Origin of the sequence: Streptomyces glaucus (genome assembly GCF_039533365.1) — a bacterium.
Taxonomy (GTDB): domain Bacteria; phylum Actinomycetota; class Actinomycetes; order Streptomycetales; family Streptomycetaceae; genus Streptomyces; species Streptomyces glaucus.
Window position 1 is genome coordinate 1 of the sequence record NZ_BAAATK010000010.1, and the last position, 18,384, is coordinate 18,384.

The 18,384-nt window shown below is 72.9% G+C and carries 14 protein-coding genes, 3 tRNA genes and 1 pseudogene; 11 read left to right on the forward strand and 7 right to left on the reverse strand.

Annotated elements, in window-relative coordinates; translation table 11 throughout:
* Nucleotides 1-61: 61 nt before the first annotated feature.
* Nucleotides 62-1,537, reverse strand: a complete 1,476-nt coding sequence (locus tag ABD363_RS10050; RefSeq protein WP_344601834.1) for a DHA2 family efflux MFS transporter permease subunit — start codon at nucleotides 1,535-1,537, stop codon at nucleotides 62-64.
* Between the two features lie 126 nt (nucleotides 1,538-1,663).
* Here ABD363_RS10050 and ABD363_RS10055 point away from each other — a divergent pair, with 126 nt between their 5' ends.
* Nucleotides 1,664-2,314, forward strand: a complete 651-nt coding sequence (locus ABD363_RS10055) for a TetR/AcrR family transcriptional regulator (protein ID WP_344601836.1) — start codon at nucleotides 1,664-1,666, stop codon at nucleotides 2,312-2,314.
* 102 nt (nucleotides 2,315-2,416) lie between these two features.
* Here ABD363_RS10055 and ABD363_RS10060 read toward each other — a convergent pair whose 3' ends face one another.
* On the reverse strand, nucleotides 2,417-3,244 hold the full coding sequence (locus ABD363_RS10060; RefSeq protein WP_344601838.1) for an SDR family NAD(P)-dependent oxidoreductase: 828 nt from the start codon (nucleotides 3,242-3,244) through the stop codon (nucleotides 2,417-2,419).
* 123 nt (nucleotides 3,245-3,367) lie between these two features.
* Here ABD363_RS10060 and ABD363_RS10065 point away from each other — a divergent pair, with 123 nt between their 5' ends.
* On the forward strand, nucleotides 3,368-3,982 hold the full coding sequence (locus ABD363_RS10065; protein WP_344601840.1) for a TetR family transcriptional regulator: 615 nt from the start codon (nucleotides 3,368-3,370) through the stop codon (nucleotides 3,980-3,982).
* Between the two features lie 25 nt (nucleotides 3,983-4,007).
* Here the strand turns inward: ABD363_RS10065 and ABD363_RS10070 are convergent, their stop codons facing one another.
* The 4 genes from ABD363_RS10070 to ABD363_RS10085 all read right to left on the reverse strand — a co-directional run bounded on the left by ABD363_RS10070 (nucleotide 4,008) and on the right by ABD363_RS10085 (nucleotide 5,319).
* The gene (locus ABD363_RS10070; RefSeq protein WP_344602105.1) at nucleotides 4,008-4,715 is read right to left on the reverse strand and encodes an SDR family NAD(P)-dependent oxidoreductase; all 708 of its coding nucleotides are present in this window, start codon (nucleotides 4,713-4,715) and stop codon (nucleotides 4,008-4,010) included.
* Nucleotides 4,716-4,878: 163 nt separating this feature from the next.
* Nucleotides 4,879-4,955, reverse strand: a tRNA-Ile gene (locus ABD363_RS10075).
* Nucleotides 4,956-5,168: 213 nt separating this feature from the next.
* Nucleotides 5,169-5,241: transfer RNA gene (locus ABD363_RS10080), tRNA-Asn, on the reverse strand.
* A 5-nt stretch (nucleotides 5,242-5,246) separates the two neighbouring features.
* Nucleotides 5,247-5,319: transfer RNA gene (locus ABD363_RS10085), tRNA-Asn, on the reverse strand.
* Nucleotides 5,320-5,476: 157 nt separating this feature from the next.
* Here ABD363_RS10085 and ABD363_RS10090 point away from each other — a divergent pair.
* The 5 genes from ABD363_RS10090 (at nucleotide 5,477) to ABD363_RS10110 (ending at nucleotide 13,117) form a co-directional block, all read left to right on the forward strand.
* Entirely contained in the window at nucleotides 5,477-5,782 is a 306-nt protein-coding gene (locus ABD363_RS10090; protein WP_344601842.1) for a YtxH domain-containing protein, read from the forward strand.
* 238 nt (nucleotides 5,783-6,020) lie between these two features.
* Nucleotides 6,021-7,475, forward strand: a complete 1,455-nt coding sequence (locus tag ABD363_RS10095) for an FGGY family carbohydrate kinase (RefSeq protein ID WP_344601844.1) — start codon at nucleotides 6,021-6,023, stop codon at nucleotides 7,473-7,475.
* Nucleotides 7,476-7,636: 161 nt separating this feature from the next.
* A complete protein-coding gene (locus tag ABD363_RS10100) occupies nucleotides 7,637-9,370 on the forward strand; it encodes an ABC transporter ATP-binding protein (RefSeq protein WP_344601845.1) in 1,734 nt (577 codons plus the stop codon).
* Entirely contained in the window at nucleotides 9,370-11,298 is a 1,929-nt protein-coding gene (locus ABD363_RS10105) for an ABC transporter ATP-binding protein (RefSeq protein WP_344601846.1), read from the forward strand. Before ABD363_RS10100 ends, ABD363_RS10105 begins: the two co-directional genes overlap by 1 nt.
* 247 nt (nucleotides 11,299-11,545) lie before the next feature.
* A complete protein-coding gene (locus tag ABD363_RS10110) occupies nucleotides 11,546-13,117 on the forward strand; it encodes a PstS family phosphate ABC transporter substrate-binding protein (protein ID WP_344601848.1) in 1,572 nt (523 codons plus the stop codon).
* A 69-nt stretch (nucleotides 13,118-13,186) separates the two neighbouring features.
* Here the strand turns inward: ABD363_RS10110 and ABD363_RS10115 are convergent.
* Nucleotides 13,187-14,476: pseudogene (locus ABD363_RS10115) on the reverse strand (RNA polymerase sigma factor).
* A 493-nt stretch (nucleotides 14,477-14,969) separates the two neighbouring features.
* On the opposite strand from ABD363_RS10115, the gene ABD363_RS10120 reads away from it, so the two are divergent.
* The 4 genes from ABD363_RS10120 to ABD363_RS10135 all read left to right on the forward strand — a co-directional run bounded on the left by ABD363_RS10120 (nucleotide 14,970) and on the right by ABD363_RS10135 (nucleotide 18,308).
* Entirely contained in the window at nucleotides 14,970-15,485 is a 516-nt protein-coding gene (locus tag ABD363_RS10120; RefSeq protein WP_344601850.1) for a hypothetical protein, read from the forward strand.
* An 81-nt stretch (nucleotides 15,486-15,566) separates the two neighbouring features.
* Nucleotides 15,567-16,415 carry a DUF4097 family beta strand repeat-containing protein gene (locus ABD363_RS10125; RefSeq protein WP_344601852.1) on the forward strand — a complete coding sequence of 283 codons (849 nt, stop codon included), beginning with the start codon at nucleotides 15,567-15,569 and terminating at the stop codon, nucleotides 16,413-16,415.
* Nucleotides 16,416-16,470: 55 nt separating this feature from the next.
* On the forward strand, nucleotides 16,471-17,520 hold the full coding sequence (locus tag ABD363_RS10130) for an ATP-binding cassette domain-containing protein (protein ID WP_344601854.1): 1,050 nt from the start codon (nucleotides 16,471-16,473) through the stop codon (nucleotides 17,518-17,520).
* Entirely contained in the window at nucleotides 17,517-18,308 is a 792-nt protein-coding gene (locus ABD363_RS10135) for an ABC transporter permease (protein ID WP_344601856.1), read from the forward strand. The genes ABD363_RS10130 and ABD363_RS10135 overlap by 4 nt, the downstream gene beginning before the upstream one ends.
* The last annotated feature ends 76 nt before the right edge of the window (nucleotides 18,309-18,384 follow it).

Below are 18,384 nucleotides of genomic sequence, written 5' to 3' on the forward strand. Positions count from 1 at the left end.
CTCCCGCTCCCCCACCCGGACGTACCCGGTGGGGGAGCGGGAGCCCGGCGCGGGGCGGCCTTCAGCGTGCCCCGTGGGCGTCGGCGGCCGGCCGCTCGGGGGCGGGCGCCGGCTCCTCGGCCGGGCCGGCGGCCGCGGGCGCGTCCTGCGACCGCCCCGGCAGGAAGACCGTGGCGATCAGCAGCACGAGGAGCGTGGCGACGGTGAACCAGTAGACGCCGTGGATGCCGTCCATCACGTTCCCGTCGCCCAGGGTCTTCATGATCACCGTCACGAGGGCGATCCCGAGGGCCGCGCCGAGCTGGTTGAGCATGTAGAGCACGGAGCTGCCCTGCGGCACCAGCGGCGCGGGCAGGGTCCGGTACAGCGAGCCCATGGTCGGCGCGCCGACGAAGCCCATGCCCGCGCCCATGATCAGTGCGGCGGTCGACGGCCACACCTCGGAGGTGGTGGCGGAGATCCCGGTGAGCCACAGCCCGCCCAGAGCGGCGGCGACGGCGCCTCCCTGGGCGAGGCTCCGGCTGCCGATCCGGTCGCTGAGGGTTCCGGCCAGCGGCATCGCCAGGGCGGCGCCCAGGCCGATCGGCGTCACCAGCAGACCGGCGGCGAGCGTGCCGTGGCCGTGCGCCTGCTGGTAGTACAGCGGCAGGGCGAACAGGCCGGCGAAGGTGGCCAAGCCGTTCAGCGTCATCACCGAGACGCTCGCGGTGAAGCTGCCGCTCCTGAACAGGCGCAGGTCGATCAGCGGCGGCGTCCGCCGGGCGCGCAGGGCGTGCGCGGCGTACGCGGCCAGCATCACCACGCCGAGGACCAGCGGCGTGAGCACCAGCCAGTCGGTGAACGCGCCCCGCTCCGCGCTCTGCGTCAGCGCCAGGACCAGTGCCGAGAATCCCGGCCCGAGCAGGGCCAGCCCGATGACGTCGAGGCGGTGGTGGGCGGGTTCCGCCCCGGCCGGGGCGTCGGCGGGGACCACCTTCACCGCCAGCAGCAGCGCGAGCAGGGCCAGGGGAACGCTGAGCCAGAACATCCAGCGCCAGGAGAGGCTCTCGAGGACGGCGCCGCCCGCGACCGGGCCGAGCACGGGCCCGAGCGAGAGGACGACACCCATCAGGCCCATCACCTGGCCCGCGCGCGCGGGCCCGGCGCCGCGCGCCAGCAGCACGAGCACCAGCGGGTCGAGGATGCCCGCCCCCAGTCCCTGGACGACCCGGAAGCCGATCAGGCTGCCCACGTTCCACGCGAGGGCGCAGGCCAGCGACCCGGCCAGGAAGAGCGTCAGGCCGATGAGCCACATCCGCTTGCTGCCGAACCGGTCGACCGCCCACGAGGTGAACGGGATCAGCGCGGTGACGGCCAGCAGAAAGCCGGTGGAGGCCCATCCGATGGCGCCGATGGACGCGTCGAACTCCTCGCTCAGGGGGTCCAGCGCGACGGACACCATGGTGCTGTTCAGGATGCCCAGCATCCCGCCCAGCAGGACCACGGCGATCAGCCGCACCAGCGCCGGTTCCAGGCGGTCGGCCCGTAACTGCGTCACGACTCCTCCGGTTGCTACCCGAAAAATGATCCAGCGGGTTCAATCTAGCTTTCCTGAGTTGCTCGCCACAACCAATGAATTGAACCAGCAAGACCAAAAAAGAGGGGTGTCGAGTACGATGCCGAGGTGACCGAAGCAACCTCGACAGCAGCGTCGCGACACCGGGCGCCGCGCGGCCGCATCGACAAGAGGCAGGCGATCCTGGATGCCGCCTTCACCGTGTTCGCGCGTGAGGGGTACGCCAACGCCTGCGTCAAGGAGATCGCGGCCGAGGCGCGCGTGGCCAAGCCGACCGTCTACAACCACCTCAACGACAAGGCGAACCTCTTCCACCACGCGGTGAAGCTGGCCGCCGAGCACGAGGTCGCCGAGAACCTGCGGATCGTCGAGCGGCTCGCCCGGCCCGCCGACGACCTGCGCGGTGCGCTGGAGGACGTCGGCCACCGTCTGCTCCGCCGCTACTGCGGCGACCGGTCCAGGGCCCTGCGCCGGCTGCTCTGCGCGGAGGCTCACCGGTTCCCGGATCTGCTGGAGACCACGGGGACCGGCCGGCTCACCGAGGCGCTGGCCGACCGGTTCGCGCGCCTCACGCTCAGCGGCCACCTGCGCACCCCCGATCCGGCCGAGGCCGCGGAGCAGTTCCTCGCGCTCCTGACCGGTCCCGCCGAGGCGCGGTCGCGTTTCGGGACCCGCGAGCTGCCCGACGAGGTCCTGCGGGCCCTGGCCCGGGCGGCGGCCGGTACGTTCTGCAGCGCCTTCGGCCCCCGGGCCGGATAGCCGGAGAGGACGGCCGCCCGGCGCGCGGCGCGTCGCCCGGACGAGGAAGCACCCGGACGCTTCCTCGTCCCCGGCGCTCCCCCACCGGCGGAACCGGGGCCGTCAGCGGGCGAGCAGCCGTTCGGTGAACTCGGCCAGTCGCGCGGCGGCCTCCCTGTCGAACAGCCGGGGGTCGTCCACCCCGATCCGCCGCCCCTCGGCGAAGGCGCTCAGCGGCTCGGCGGGCGGGGCGTCGATCACCTCGGCGATCGGCGCGACGGCCTGCTCCACCGGCTTGCCCATCCGTCGGATCGCCTCGACCTGGGACTTGGTCACCGGGTCGTACTCCCCCGCGAAGCTGGTTGCCGTGCTGCCCGGATTGACCAGCACGTACCGGGTGCGGCCCTCGCCGTGGCGGGCCGCGTAGGCGACACCGAGCAGGTCGTTGGCCGTACCCGCGTGCCGCTGTGCCGCGATGCCGCTGTATCCGGTGCGGAAGTGGGGGTCGTCCCAGCGGATGGCGGGCTTGGGGATGCCCGGACCCGACACGTTCACGACGACCGGGGACTCGGACTTCTCCAGCGCGCCGGTCAGCCCGTGGCTCAGCACGTAGCGGCTGAGGTACTCCAGCGCGAAGGTGCTCTCGTACCCCTCGGCCGTCTCGAAGCGGGCGGACCGGAAGAACCGGGCGCACAGCACCAGGGCGTCGAGGGCGGGAAAGGACCCGGTGAGTTCCTCGACGACCCGCCGGTTCTCGCTCACCAGGCTCAGGTCCGCCGCGACGAAGTGGGCGCGGTCGCGGGCGCCGCGCGCCTCGGCCTCCGCCAGGAACCGCCGCCCCTTGTCCGCGCCGCGGCCGAGCACGACGACCTGATCGCCCCGCGCCAGACGCGCCAGGGCCAGCCCCCTGCCGATCCCGTCGTTGCCGCCGGAAATCACAACCGTCTTCACCAGAAGTCCCCTTGAGCGCGGAGGGCAGCGGTCGACCGAAGTCATCGATCGATGACTTACCTCACGCTACGCATCCCCGGCTTAGGATGTCAACGACCGCTGACTTCGAGGGGACGGACGCCGATGCCTCAGCCGCCGAAGCGCAAGCGTGACCGCGCCGCCACCCAGGCCGCCCTGCTGGCCGCGGCCCGGGCCCGCTTCGCCCTGAGCGGCTACGACGCGACCAGCGTCCGGGACATCGCCCGCGACGCGGGCGTCGACCCGGCGCTGATCTTCCGTTACTTCGGTTCCAAGGAGCGGCTCTTCGAGCAGGCGGCGCAGAGCGCCCAGGACGACCGGGACCAGGAGGCGGCGTCCGAGGACACGCCCGAGGACGTCCCGACCCGCCTGCTGCACGCGGCCATGCGGCAGGCCCCCGGCGCCGAGGGCGGCCATCCCCTCGCCGCCCTGCTGCTCTCCTCGGGCCGGCAGGACTGCCGTGAACGGCTCGGCGCCCGGCTGCACGACGACTACGTGCGCGCGCTCACCCGGCTCGTCGACCTGCCGGACCGCGAGCTGCGCGCCGAACTCCTCACCGCCTGGCTGCTGGGGATCACGGTCGCGCGTTCCCTCGCCCACACGCCCGCGCTCTCCGAGGCCTGCGTCGAGGAGATCTCGCCCTACTTCGAGCAGGTCGCCGCCGTGCTGCTGGGCACGCCGCCCCCGGCCGCCGCACCGGGCGGGCCCTCCGCGCCGTGACGGCGGGAGGGCCGCCGGCCCGGGTTCACCAGGAGACCGGCCCGTTGTTGCCGAAGAACCCGCCGGTGGGCCCGTCCGGGCCGATCAGGGCCATGCGGACGATGATGCCGGCCCCTTCGGTCACGGTCTGCGGTCCCGTGTGCCCGTTCAGGTCCGTCGCCGTGTGACCGGGGTCGACGGCGTTGATCCGCATCCTCGGGCAGGCGCGCGCGTACTGCGCCGTGATCATGTTCAGCGCGGCCTCGGAGGAGTTGTACGCCAGCGCGGGGTAGCAGACGGGGAGGGGCGAGGTGAACCGTTCCGGGTCGGCGGCGATCCCGAGCGAGCCCAAGCTGCTGCTCACGTCGACGATCACGGGCGAGTCGCTCGCCTCCAGCAGCGGCAGGAAGGCGTGGGTGACCCGGATGACGCCGAAGACGTTGGTCTCGTAGGCCGTACGGACCTGCTCGGCGGTGGCGTCGTGGGCGTCGTTGCCGGGGCCGATGATCCCGGCGTTGTCGACGAGGACGTCGAGGTGCCCGGCCTCCGCACGGACGCGTTCCGCCGCCGCCCGCACCGAGGCGTCGTCCATGACGTCGAGCACCACGGACCGGCCGCCCAGCTCGGCGGCGGCCTCCTCCCCGAGGCGCTTGTCGCGGGCTCCGATGCAGACCGTGTGCCCTGCGCCGATCAGCCGCCTCGCAGTCTCCCTGCCCAGCCCTCGGTCGGCACCCGTGATCAGTGTGACGGCCAGGGGGCCAGCCTCCCAACGGAGTACGGCCACCATGCCGTTCGCTTCACAAGAACTTGAAGCACCTCCGACGAAAAGAGGCGCGCGGGGCGCCGGCCGGGAAGGGCTGAGAGGGTTTCAGCGCCGCCCGCCGCGCCCGGGCGGGGACGGCTCCTCCCCCTGCTTCTGGTGGGGCGGGTGGGACTCGAACCCACGGCCGACGGATTATGAGTCCGCTGCTCTAACCGGCTGAGCTACCGCCCCATAGCGGCGTGTCGCGTACAGGTGTGCGCGCCGTCTGCCGCAGCATAGCCGGTCATACGATCTACTGCCTCGGGTGGTCGGCTACGTCACGGCGTTCATGACCTCGAGGACTCCACCGCACCCCGTACGGTTCCCGCGGCCGCGCGGCGGAGTGAGGGAAGACACGTGCGAAGGCCATGAAAAAGGACCCCTTCGGGGTCCTCGTTCAGCGTGCTCCCCCGACTGGACTCGAACCAGTAACCTGCCGGTTAACAGCCGGCTGCTCTGCCAATTGAGCTACGGAGGACCGAGCTCCCCCGACTGGACTCGAACCAGTAACCTGCCGGTTAACAGCCGGCTGCTCTGCCAATTGAGCTACGGAGGAATGCCTCGTTGCATCGAACGCGTCTGCCTGGGTATTCGCCAGGGGGCGCGCGCTCGCTGCGACACATACATTAGCGCAAGCAGGGGGGTGCTCCGCCAATCGGTACCTCCCGGCGCCGACGCCGCACCGGAGACCTACGCAAGGAAGGGTGGCCGCCATGCGTTACCGGCTCACGTTCGTCGCCGGACTCGCCCTGGGTTACGTGCTGGGCACGAAGGCCGGGCGCGAACGCTACGAGCAGCTGAAGAAGTCCGCACAGCAGATCGCGCAGAACCCCGCGGTCCGCAACACCGCCGAGACGGCGGCCCAGCAGAGCCGCCAGTTCGCCGACAAGGCGTACCACGCGGTCAGCGACAAGGTCGGCGACCGCGTGCCCGACTCGGTGGCCCAGCGGGTGCGGTCCCTGCGGGAGCGCAGTGCGAACGGCAGCGGCACGGACGACTGGGGCACCAGCGCCACCTAGCGCTCCGGCAGGCGCCGTTCGCCCGCGGGGAGCGGCGTCCCGCACACTCCCGCCGCGCCGGCCGGAAGCCCCCGTACGGACGTACCGGGCTTCCGGCCGGTGTGGTGGGCGGGGGCCGCTTCCCCGCCCTCGCGGCGGGGGAAGGTGCCAGGCGGCACAGCGGGGCGAACGCCGCCTGCCGGGACACCGGGAACACATCCGGCGCAGCCACCCCGCGCGGTGCGGCAGAATTTCGACCATGGGGATAGTCGCCGGGTTGGACAGTTCGCCCGATTTCACTCGCATCGTCGTCTGCGACGCGGACACGGGGGCCGTACTGAGGCAGGGGTACGCGCCGCATCCGGTCGAGAGTCCCGAGGGCGGCGGCCGCCCCGCCGACGTCGATCCGCAGGCGTGGCTGCTGTCCCTCGGGGAGGCGGCGGGCGGCGGGCTGCTCGAAGGCGTGCAGGCCATCGGTGTCTCCGCGCAGCAGAACGCGGTCGTGCCGCTGGACGCGCAGGGCAACACCGTGCGCCCGGCCATGGTCGGCGGCGACAAGCGGACGCAGGTCGCGGCGGCCGACCTGGTCGACGCGCTCGGGGGGCGCGAGGCGTGGGCGCAGGCGGTGGGATGCGTGCCGCAGGCCGCGCAGCCGGTGACCAAGCTGCGCTGGCTGGCCCGCACCGAACCGGACAGCGCCCTGCGCACCGCCGTCCTGATGCAGGCCCACGACTGGCTGGTGTGGCAGCTGCTCGGGCGGCCGGTCCGAAGGACCACCGACCGGGGCGGGGCCTCCGGCACGGGCTACTGGTCGGCGGCGACCGGCGCCTACCGGCCCGATCTCGTCGAGCTCGCGCTCGGCCACCAGGCCGTGCTGCCCGAGGTCGTCGGGCCCGCCGACGCGGCCGGCACGACGCCGGAGGGGCTGCTGATCTCCGCCGGGACCGGCGAGACGATGGCCGCCGCCTTCGGGCTGGGGGTCGGGCTCGGGGACGCGGTGGTCTCCCTCGGGGCCTCCGGGTCCGTGATGGCCGTGCACTCCGAGCCGCTGCTCGACCAGTCCGGGACGATCACCGCGCTGGCCGACGCGACCGGCCTGCACCTGCCGGTCGTCACCACCCTGAACGCCGTACGGGCCCTGCGCGGCACCGCCGAGCTGCTCGGGCTGCCGGATCTGGAGAGCCTGTCGGACCTGGCGATGAAGTCGACGCCGGGGGCGCACGGGCTGGTGCTGCTGCCGTACCTGGAGGGCGAGCGGACGCCGAACCTGCCGCACACCGCGGGGACCCTGGCCGGGCTGCGGCGCGAGTCGATGAAGCCGGAGCACCTGGCGCGGGCCGCGTTCGAGGGAATGCTGTGCGGGCTCGCCGACGCCCTGGACGTGCTGCGCGGCCGGGGCGTGGAGGTGCGGCGGATCTTCCTGCTGGGGCCGGCCGCCGAACTGCCCGCCGTGCAGGCGGCGGCGCCCTCGCTGTTCGGGACGCAGGTCGTCGTACCGCAGCCCGCGGACTACGCCGCGATCGGCGCGGCCCGGCAGGCGGCCTGGGCGCTCGGCGTGTCGCGGGGCACGCTCGATCCGCGCACCCCGCCGGCCTGGCAGGGCGCGGTCGCGCAGGTGCTGGAGCCGGGCGAGGAGCTGGCGGTGGGTCAGGCGGTGCGCCAGCAGTTCGTGTCGGTGCGCGAGCAGACCCATCCGGGGGCGTTCCGGCCGTGACCGCCTCCCGCGGCCGCCCCGGGGGGGGCGGGGCGGGGACCGGCGGGGCCCGCTCGCGGGCCCCTGTTGGCTTAATCAGTTGAGGTAACGCGGGTGGAGTGTTCGACGATAGGGGCCAGGAGCAATCACCTGCCCCCATCGCCGACTCCGAGAGACCCAGCGTGCTCATACGACTTCTGCGGGCCTGTCTCAGGCCCTACCGAAAACCCATCGCCCTGCTGGTGCTGCTGCAGTTCCTGCAGACCTGCGCCACCCTCTACCTGCCCACGCTGAACGCGGACATCATCGACGACGGCGTCGTGCGCGGCGACACCGGCTACATCCTGGGCTTCGGCTCTCTGATGATCGGCATCTCGCTGGTCCAGGTCGTGTGCAACATCGGCGCCGTGTACTACGGCGCGCGGACGGCCTCGGCGCTCGGCCGGGACCTGCGGGCCGCCGTCTTCGACCGGGTGCAGTCCTTCTCCGCGCGCGAGGTCGGCCACTTCGGCGCCCCGTCGCTGATCACCCGGACGACCAACGACGTCCAGCAGGTGCAGATGCTGGCCCTGATGACGTTCACCCTGATGGTGTCGGCGCCCATCATGTGCGTCGGCGGCATCGTGCTGGCGCTCGGCCTGGACGTGCCGCTGTCCGGGGTGCTGGTCGCGGTCGTGCCGGTGCTGGGCGTCTGCGTGACGCTGATCGTGCGGCGGCTGCGTCCGCTGTTCCGGGCCATGCAGGAGCGGCTGGACACGGTGAACCGGGTGCTGCGCGAGCAGATCACCGGCAACCGGGTCATCCGCGCCTTCGTCCGCGACGAGTACGAGCAGCAGCGCTTCCGCCGGGCCAACGCCGACCTGACCGAGATGGCGCTGGGCACCGGCAACCTGCTCGCGCTGATGTTCCCGGTGGTCATGACGGTGGTCAACCTGTCGTCGATCGCGGTGGTGTGGATCGGCGCGCACCGCATCGACGACGGCGGCATGGGGATCGGCGACCTGACGGCGTTCCTCGCCTACCTGATGCAGATCGTCATGTCCGTGATGATGGCCACCTTCATGTTCATGATGGTGCCGCGCGCGGAGGTGTGCGCCGAGCGCATCCAGGAGGTGCTGGACACCGCGTCGAGCGTCGTGCCGCCGGCCGCGCCCGTCACCGAGCTGCGCCGCCACGGCCATCTGGAGATCCGCGGGGCGGGATTCCGCTACCCGGGGGCGGAGGAGCCGGTGCTGAAGGACGTCGACCTCGTCGCCCGGCCGGGTGAGATCACGGCCGTGATCGGCTCGACCGGCAGCGGCAAGTCCACGCTGCTGGGGCTGGTGCCCCGGCTCTTCGACGCCACCGACGGACAGGTCCTGGTCGACGGGGTGGACGTACGGACCGTCGATCCGGCGCTGCTGGCGCGGACCGTCGGGCTGGTCCCGCAGAAGCCCTACCTGTTCGCGGGCACGGTCGCGACCAATCTGCGGTACGGCAATCCGGACGCCACCGACGAGGAGCTGTGGCACGCGCTCCAGGTGGCGCAGGCCAAGGACTTCGTGGAGCGGCTGGAGGGCGGGCTGGACGCGCCGATCGCGCAGGGCGGCGGCAACGTCTCCGGCGGTCAGCGCCAGCGGCTGGCCATCGCCCGCACCCTGGTGCAGCGCCCGGAGATCTACCTCTTCGACGACTCCTTCTCCGCGCTCGACTACGCCACCGACGCGGCCCTGCGCGCGGCCCTGGCCCGGGAGACGGCGGAGGCGACCGTCGTCATCGTCGCCCAGCGGGTGGCGACGATCCGGGACGCCGACCGGATCGTCGTCCTCGACGAGGGCCGGGTCGTCGGCACGGGCCGGCACCACGAGCTGATGGCGGACAACGACACCTACCGGGAGATCGTGCTCTCCCAGCTCACGGAAGCGGAGGCTGCCTGATGGCCGGGCCCGCGGCGCGGATGATGGCCGGGGGCGACCCCGACCAGCACACGATGGACTTCGGCAAGTCGGGCCGGCGGCTCGTGGCGCGGTTCGCGCCGGAGCGGCTGACGCTCGGCGTGCTGCTGCTGTGCACGGTCCTCAGCGTCGGCCTGAGCGTGATCGGGCCGAAGATCCTCGGCCGGGCCACCGACCTGGTCTTCGCGGGGATCGTCGGCCGGGACATGCCGTCCGGGGCGTCGAAGGAGCAGGTCCTCGACTCGCTGCGCGAGCGCGGCGACGGCGACGTCGCCGACATGCTGCGCGGTACGGACTTCACGCCGGGCGAGGGCATCGACTTCACGGCCGTCGGGAACGTCCTGCTGCTGGCGCTGGCCGTGTTCACGGTCGCCGGGCTGCTGATGGCGGTGGCGACGCGGCTGGTGAACCGGGCCGTGAACCGGACGATGTACCGGATGCGCGAGGACGTGCAGGCGAAGCTGTCGCGGCTGCCGCTGTCGTACTTCGACCGGCGGCAGCGCGGCGAGGTGCTCAGCCGGGCGACGAACGACATCGACAACATCGGGCAGACGCTCCAGCAGTCGATGGGCCAGCTGATCAACTCGCTGCTGACCATCGTCGGCGTGCTGGCGATGATGTTCTACGTCTCCTGGATCCTGGCGCTGGTCGCGCTGGTGACCGTGCCGCTGTCGTTCGTCGTCGCCACGCGCGTCGGCAAGCGGTCGCAGCCGCACTTCGTGCAGCAGTGGCGCACCACCGGCCGGCTCAACGCGCACATCGAGGAGATGTACACCGGGCACACGCTGGTGAAGGTGTTCGGCCGTCAGGAGGAGTCGGCGCGGCGGTTCGCCGAGGAGAACGAGGCGCTGTACGAGGCCGGGTTCCGGGCGCAGTTCAACAGCGGGATCATGCAGCCGCTGATGTTCTTCGTGTCGAACCTCAACTACGTGCTGGTCGCGGTCGTGGGCGGGCTGCGGGTCGCCTCCGGCGCCCTGTCCATCGGGGACGTGCAGGCCTTCATCCAGTACTCGCGGCAGTTCTCGATGCCGCTGACGCAGGTCGCGTCGATGGCGAACCTGGTCCAGTCGGGCGTCGCCTCCGCCGAGCGGATCTTCGAGCTGCTGGACGCGGAGGAGCAGACGGCGGACCCCGTGCCGGGGGTGCGGCCGGAGCGGCTGCGCGGCCGGGTGGAGCTGGAGCACGTGTCGTTCCGGTACGACCCCGACAAGCCGCTGATCGAGGACCTGTCGCTGACGGTGGAGCCCGGGCAGACGGTCGCGATCGTCGGCCCGACCGGCGCGGGCAAAACCACGCTGGTCAATCTGCTCATGCGGTTCTACGAGGTCACCGGCGGGCGCATCACCCTCGACGGCGTGGACATCGCGCGGATGTCGCGGGACGAGCTGCGCGCCGGGATCGGCATGGTGCTGCAGGACACCTGGCTGTTCGGCGGCACCATCGCGGAGAACATCGCGTACGGGGCCGCCCGGGAGGTCACCCGCGGGGAGATCGAGGAGGCCGCGCGGGCCGCGCACGCCGACCGGTTCATCCGCACGCTGCCCGACGGCTACGACACGGTGATCGACGACGAGGGCAGCGGGGTGAGCGCCGGTGAGAAGCAGCTCATCACCATCGCGCGGGCGTTCCTGTCCGACCCGGTGATCCTGGTGCTGGACGAGGCGACGAGCTCGGTCGACACCCGGACCGAGGTGCTGATCCAGAAGGCGATGGCCAAACTGGCGCACGGGCGGACGTCGTTCGTCATCGCGCACCGGCTCTCCACCATCCGGGACGCGGACACGATCCTGGTGATGGAGAACGGGTCGATCGTCGAGCAGGGCGCCCATGCCGAGCTGCTCGCGGCGGGCGGTGTCTACGCGCGGCTGTACGAGGCGCAGTTCGCGCAGGCGGTGGCCGAGGTCGACTAGGTCACCGGGCGGCGCCCGGGCGGGCGGGGGCGGTCCCGTCGGGGAAGGCGGGCGGTTCCGGCGTCGCGGGCGGGCGGTTTCGCCGTGGAGCGCGGCGGGACCGCCCGGGCCGGCCCGGAAGGGGCCGAGGGACGCCGCCTTGTTCGCGTCCCGTTCACACGGGGGACCACGGGCCCTCACACGGGTGAAGTCTTCGCTGCCGAGCATCTGTCTCCCTTGAATCGACGCTCGAGCAGGGGGGCTTGAGATGTTCGAGTCGGTCGCCGACTTCTTCGGTGAATTGAGCAACGGGCAGATGTGGGCGGGCGCCCTGGTGTGCGCCTTGTGCGCGGGTCTCATGGCGTTCTGGCTGGACCGGTACCAGGGGTGGCGGCGGATCAGCTGGAGCGAGGTCTACAACGGGCCCATCAACAAGCACATCAACAGCCAGCCGCCGCCCGGCATGTGGGAGATCCACTGGCAGGGCCGTCCGATCAGCGAGGGCAGCCTGGTCATTCTCGAGGTGCGCAACTCCGGTGTGCAGACGCTCGAACCGGAGCACTTCGCGGCCCCCGTCACCTTCACGTTCCCCGGCAAGGAGGTCGTGCACTTCAAGGTGCGGGACGCCGGCGAACCGCTGGAGGCGGCCCTGCGCCCGCTGCCGCCCGCGCGGTCCGCGGCCGGGCCGGCGGACGACCTGCCGGGCGCGCTCCGGACCGCGTCCCGGCGGACCGACACGATCGTCCTGCCGCTCTTCACCCTGAACCGGCGCGAGCACTTCCGGCTCCTGGTGCTGCTGGAGGACGACGGGGCCGGCTCCGCGCCGAAACCCCCCAGGATCATCTCGGGCGGGAAGCTGAAGGGCGGCCGCATCAAGCAGACCGCCGGACGGGCCAGACGCCGGTGGGCCACCGCCATCGTCGTGACGCTCATCGTGGCCCTGAGCCTGGGCGCGGGCGTCTACGCCGACAACGCGAGTCTGAGGCTCGACGCCGCCTGCTCCCCGGGCCGGCTGACGGTGACGGGCTCGACCGCCTTCTCCCCCCTCGCCCACCAGGTCAAGGAGGCGTACGAGGAGCAGTGCCACGACACCGACGTGGTGCTGGAGGCGACCAGCAGCAGCGCGGGGCTGGACCGGCTGCGCGCGAACACGGCGGCGGAGAGCATCGCCATGGTGGACACCGTGGCCGGGCAGCCTCTGGAACGGGGCCTCGACGCCCACCGCGTCGGCGTCCTGGTCTACGCCGTCGTGGCCAACCAGTCACTGGCGAGAAGCCTGGGCCCCGGCGAGTCGCTCTGGGAGCGGGGGCTGCGCCAGGAGCAGCTCGCGCAGATCTTCGCCGGGGAAGAGGCCGACGACGAGGGCGGACTCCTCGCCGACCCGCCCGTGGCCGTGGTCCGGGCCGACGGCTCGGGCACCCGGCACGCCTTCGAGACGCGGGTCACCGGCCGGAAGAGCCCGGCGTCCGTCCCGCCGTGCGCCCCCGGCGCGACCGGAGTGTGCTCCGTGGGGTCCACGATGGAACTGCTCGACTACGTGAACCGGACGCCGAACGCCATCGGGTACGCCGAGGCCGACGCCCTGCCGTTCTTCCCCAACGTGCGGACCGTGCCGATCAACAGCACTCCCCCGGCCAAGGACGACGTCCTCGACGGCGACTACCCCTTCTGGGCCTCCGAGGTCCTCTACACCCGCGCGGGCGCGACCGGCCTGACCCGCAACTTCCTCGACTTCCTGCGCAGCCGGGGGGTCTCCAAGCTCCTGGAGGGCCGGGGCTTCCTGCCGTGCCGGGAGCTGCGGGACTCCGTCGTCGAGGAGATGAGGTGCGGCGACGGCTAGGGCCCTTCCGGCGGACCCGCGCGCAAGGGGGAGCGGCGTTCGGTGCGTGCGCCCGGCGGGCCGGCGTCCTCAGTCCAGGTAGCCCCGCAGCTGGTCGGCGAAGGCGTGGTCGCGCAGCTTGTCGAGGGTCTTGGACTCGATCTGCCGTATCCGTTCCCGGGTGACGCCGAAGATGCGCCCTATCTCCTCCAGGGTGCGGGGGCGGCCGTCGGCCAGGCCGTAGCGGAGCTGCACCACCTTGCGTTCGCGCTCGCCCAGCGTCGACAGCACCGCCTCCAGGTGCTCGCGCAGCAGCAGGAACGCGGCCGACTCGACCGGGCTGGCGGCGTCGCCGTCCTCGATCAGGTCGCCGAGGGCCACGTCGTCCTCCTCGCCGACCGGGGCGTGCAGGGAGACGGGCTCCTGGGCGAGGCGGAGGATCTCGCCGACCCGCTCGGGCGGCAGGTCCAGGTGGGCGGCGACCTCCTGCGGCGTCGGCTCGTGGCCGCGTTCCTGGAGCATGCGGCGCTGGACGCGGACGACGCGGTTGATGAGCTCCACGACGTGGACGGGGACGCGGATGGTGCGGGCCTGGTCGGCCAGGGCGCGGGACATGGCCTGGCGGATCCACCAGGTGGCGTACGTGGAGAACTTGTAGCCGCGGGCGTAGTCGAACTTCTCGACGGCCCGGATGAGGCCGAGGTTGCCTTCCTGGACGAGGTCGAGCATGGTCAGGCCGCGTCCCACGTACCGCTTGGCCACGGACACCACGAGCCGCAGGTTCGCCTCGATCAGGCGGCGCTTGGCCATGCGGCCCATGACGACCAGCCGGTCCAGGTCGAGGGCCAGCTCGGTGTCGAGGTCGGGGGTGTTCAGCAGCTTCTCCTCGGCGAACAGGCCCGCCTCGACGCGGCGGGCGAGTTCGACCTCCTCGGCCGCGGTGAGCAGGGGGATGCGGCCGATCTCGCGCAGGTACTGGCGGAACAGGTCCGCGGAGGGGCCGCCGGTCTCCGGGCGGGCGGGCGGCGGTCCGACGGGCTCGGCCGCCTCCAGCGCCCCGGCCGGGGGTTCCGCCGGCTCGGGCGGGTCCGCGGGGCCCGTCCCGGGGTGGTGCACGGCACGGTCCGGCGGGGGCACCGCGACGAGCACGCCGGTCTCCGCGTCCGGTTCCGTGCCGTCCGTACCGATGTCGGTCTGGACGAGGGTCTGGGTCTGCACGGGGGCGACCTCCAGGATGATCGCTGCTAGAGGGGTACGGCAGCGGTACTTCGGGGGCGGAGTCGGCGGCCTCGCCGCTGTCCGTCCCGTACGCGGTGGGGGGACCGCGGGGGCCCGCGACCCGTGGGGGGACGGCCGGCCGCGCTCCGGGGACTCAGGCACCGGAACCCAGTGTGGGGTAAGACACATCGCCGCCACGAGGGGCGTGCGGTGACTTTTTGCGTCCGGTCCGTGACGGGGTGGTGATCCGGGCCGTCCGGCCGGCGGCCCCGGGGACCGGCCGGGACCGCGGCCGGCGCCGGGGCCGGCCCTCGCCGTCCGGCGCGGCGCCGGGCGGGCGGCGGGGGTGCCGCCGGGCGGCTTCCCGGCCGCCGTGACGGGGGCGGGCCCCCTCCCCGCGGCACCGCCCGGCACCGCGTGGCATTACGTGACACCGAGTGGCACCCCTTGGCGCCATCCAGCGCCATGTGGTGCCACAGTGTGCCAAGCGGCGCCACTTCACTCTCCCCGACGGCGCACGGGCGCACAGGGCGCCACCATCGCCCACTCCCCCTCTTGATGTCTCCGCACCTCAAAGGACGTTTCAGTGCGCACACGCGCCACGCGGCGCCCATCCGGCTTGCATGTGACGCCATGATGGTGCCATCATGGCGCTATGGACCTCACGCCGTATGTCGACACCCTCCGCCGCGAACTCGCGGTGGCCGCCGAGGCCGGCGGGGACGAAGCCCGCGAGCTGGCCGAGCGGCTCACCGCTCCCCTGGAGTCGGCGACCCGCCTGACCCTGCTCAACGTGCTCTCCGCCGCGATGGACGAGATCACCCGCGAGCTCGCCCCCGGCTCGGTCGACGTACGGCTGCGCGGACTGGACCCCGACTTCGTGGTGACGCCGCCGCCGGCGGGCGGCGCCCCCGCGGAGCCGGCCGCGCCCGTCGAACCGTTCCCGGCCGCGGCCCCGGCCGACGCCGACGAGGGCGGCACCGCCCGCGTCAACCTGCGCCTGCCGGCCCACCTCAAGGCACGCGTGGAGGAGGCCGCCGGCCGCGAGGGCCTGTCGGTCAACGCGTGGCTGGTGCGGGCCGTGTCGGCCGCGATCGACGGCGGCGCGGGACCGCGCGCGGCGGAGAAGACCCGGACCGTCGGACAGAGCTTCACAGGCTGGGTGCGCTAGCCGCGCCCCGCCCGCACCACTCCACCCAGACCACGTCCCACCAGCGGGGACATCCCAGAGAGCCAGGAGGACGGGACAGCCATGCCTTCTTTCGACACCCCCGGAGCAATTTCGGTCACCGCCTACGTGCAGGCCGGTTCCATCCAGTTCACCGCGAGCGACCGCCCCGACACCGTCGTCGAGGTGCGGCCCCGCGACCCGAAGAAGGAGCAGGACGTGCGGGCGGCCGACCAGACCGAGATCGGTTACGCGAGCGGCGTGCTGACCGTCCGCACGCCCAAGCCCCCGCTGCTCGGCCTCGGCCGCACCGGCACCGTCGACGTGACGGTCGACCTGCCCACCGGGTCGCACGTCGAGATGACCGGCGCCTGGGCCCAGGTGCTCGGCGAGGGCCGGCTGGGCGAGGTCCGCGTGAAGACCTCGTCCGGCGACGTCCGCCTCGACACCACCGGCCCGTTGCAGCTGACCGCCTCGCACGGCTCGGTCGCCGTGGACCGCGTCGAGGGCCCGGCCGAGATCACCACCAGCTCCGGCAGCCTGCGCGTCGGCCTCGTCGACGGCTCCGCGGTGCTGAAGAACTCGCACGGCACCACGACCGTCGGCGCCGCGACCGGCGAGCTGCGGGTGAGGGGCGCCAACGGCGACATCGACATCGCGCGCGCCGAGGACTCGGTCACCGCCGCCACCGCCCACGGCACCCTGCGGGTGGGCGAAGTGGTCCGCGGCACCGTCCAGCTGGAGACCTCCTACGGCGCCATCGAGGTCGGCGTCCGGGAGGGCACCGCCGCCTGGCTCGACGTCAGCTCGGGCTCCGGCCAGGTGCGCAACGCGCTCACCGCGTCCGAGACCCCGGAGCGGACCGAGGACACCGTCAAGGTCCACGCCCGCACCCGGCACGGCAACATCGACATCCGCCGCGCCCGGGCCTGAGCACCACGCCCCCCGACCGCTCCCCGCCCGCCTCGGGCTCCGAACGGAGAACCCCATGCCCTCTTCTGTCATGCTCACATCCAACAGGGGCGGCGATCACGCGTCGCCGGCCGCCGTCTCCGCCGTCGGCTTACGCAAGTCCTACGGCGACAGGACCGTCCTCGACGGCATCGACCTGCACATCCCGGCCGGCTCGGTCTTCGCGCTGCTCGGCCCGAACGGCGCCGGCAAGACCACCGCCGTGAAGATCCTGTCCACGCTCATCACCGCCGACGGCGGACAGGCCCGGGTCGCGGGCCACGACCTCGCCGCCGACCCGCAGGCCGTGCGCGCCGCGATCGGGGTGACCGGGCAGTTCTCCGCCGTCGACGGCCTGATCACCGGCGAGGAGAACATGCTCCTCATGGCGGACCTGCACCACCTGCCCCGGCGCGAGGGGCGGCGGGTCGCCGCCGAGCTGCTGGAGCGCTTCGACCTCACCGACGCGGCGAAGAAGCCCGCCGCCACCTACTCCGGCGGCATGAAGCGCCGCCTGGACATCGCCATGACCCTGGTCGGCGGCCCGCGGATCATCTTCCTCGACGAGCCCACCACCGGCCTCGACCCGCGCAGCCGCCACAGCATGTGGCAGATCATCCGCGAGCTGGTCACCGGCGGCGTCACCGTCTTCCTCACCACCCAGTACCTGGAGGAGGCCGACCAGCTCGCCGACCGCATCGCCGTGCTCGACGGCGGCAGGATCGCCGCCGAAGGGAGCGCCGAGGAACTGAAGCGGCTCGTCCCCGGCGGACACGTCCGGCTCCGCTTCACCGACCCGGCCGCCCACCGGTCCGCCGCCGCCGCGCTGCGCGAGGCCGCCCTCCCCCACGCCCGGCCCCGCCCCGGCGGCAGAACCCCCGCCGACGAGGCGCTCGCCCTGCGGATCCCCTCGGACGGCAGCCAGCGCGAGCTGCGCTCCATCCTCGACTGGCTGGACGCCGCCGGCATCGAGGCGGACGAGCTGACCGTGCACACCCCCGACCTCGACGACGTGTTCTTCGCCCTCACCGGCGGCACCGACCCCCAGCCCGGCCGGCCCGGCCGACCCGAGGAGGATGTCCGATGAGCTCCCTGTCCCTCGCCGTGCGCGACTCGTCCACGATGCTGCGCCGCACCCTGCTGCACGCCCGCCGCTACCCGTCCCTGACGCTGAACCTGCTGCTCACGCCGGTCGTGCTGCTGCTGCTCTTCGTCTACGTCTTCGGCGACGTGATGAGCGCCGGCATCGGGGGCGGCGGGGCGGACCGGTCCGACTACCTCGCCTACCTCGTCCCGGGCATCCTGATGATGACCGTCGCGGGCACCGTGGTCGGGACCGCGGTGTCCGTCTCCATGGACATGACCGAGGGCATCATCGCCCGCTTCCGCACGATGGCGATCCACCGCGGCTCCGTGCTCATCGGGCACGTCGTCGGCAGCGTGCTGCAGTCGGTCGCCAGCGTGGTCCTGGTGGGCGCCGTCGCCGTGGCCATCGGCTTCCGGTCCACCGACGCCACGGCCCTGGAGTGGCTGGCGGCGTTCGGGCTGATGGCGCTGGTCGCCCTGGCGCTCACCTGGATCGCGGTCGGCACGGGCCTGGTCAGCCCCAACGTCGAGGCGGCCAGCAACAACGCGATGCCGCTGATCGTCCTGCCGCTCGTCTCCAGCGCCTTCGTCCCCGTCGACGCGATGCCGGGCTGGTTCCAGCCGATCGCCGAGTACCAGCCCTTCACCCCGGCCATCGAGACCCTGCGCGGCCTGCTGCTCGGCAGCGAGATCGGCCACGACGGCTGGCTGGCCGTCGCCTGGTGCCTGGCCCTCTCCGGGCTCGGCTACTTCTGGTCGAAGGCGGTCTTCGACCGCGACCCGAAGTAACCGGGACGACCACGCGGGCCGCCACCCGCGGCCGCCCGGGGGCGGCGTGCTCCGACACGGTGTCGGAGCACGCCGC

Excerpts from the sequence above, each read along its gene's own strand:
- ABD363_RS10065 (WP_344601840.1), top strand. The coding sequence starts at position 3,368 with ATGCCTCAGCCGCCGAAGCGCAAGCGTGACCGCGCCGCCACCCAGGCC.
- ABD363_RS10090 (WP_344601842.1), top strand. The coding sequence starts at position 5,477 with ATGCGTTACCGGCTCACGTTCGTCGCCGGACTCGCCCTGGGTTACGTG.
- ABD363_RS10095 (WP_344601844.1), top strand. The coding sequence starts at position 6,021 with ATGGGGATAGTCGCCGGGTTGGACAGTTCGCCCGATTTCACTCGCATC.
- ABD363_RS10105 (WP_344601846.1), top strand. The coding sequence starts at position 9,370 with ATGGCCGGGCCCGCGGCGCGGATGATGGCCGGGGGCGACCCCGACCAG.
- ABD363_RS10110 (WP_344601848.1), top strand. The coding sequence starts at position 11,546 with ATGTTCGAGTCGGTCGCCGACTTCTTCGGTGAATTGAGCAACGGGCAG.
- ABD363_RS10120 (WP_344601850.1), top strand. The coding sequence starts at position 14,970 with ATGGACCTCACGCCGTATGTCGACACCCTCCGCCGCGAACTCGCGGTG.
- ABD363_RS10125 (WP_344601852.1), top strand. The coding sequence starts at position 15,567 with ATGCCTTCTTTCGACACCCCCGGAGCAATTTCGGTCACCGCCTACGTG.
- ABD363_RS10130 (WP_344601854.1), top strand. The coding sequence starts at position 16,471 with ATGCCCTCTTCTGTCATGCTCACATCCAACAGGGGCGGCGATCACGCG.
- ABD363_RS10135 (WP_344601856.1), top strand. The coding sequence starts at position 17,517 with ATGAGCTCCCTGTCCCTCGCCGTGCGCGACTCGTCCACGATGCTGCGC.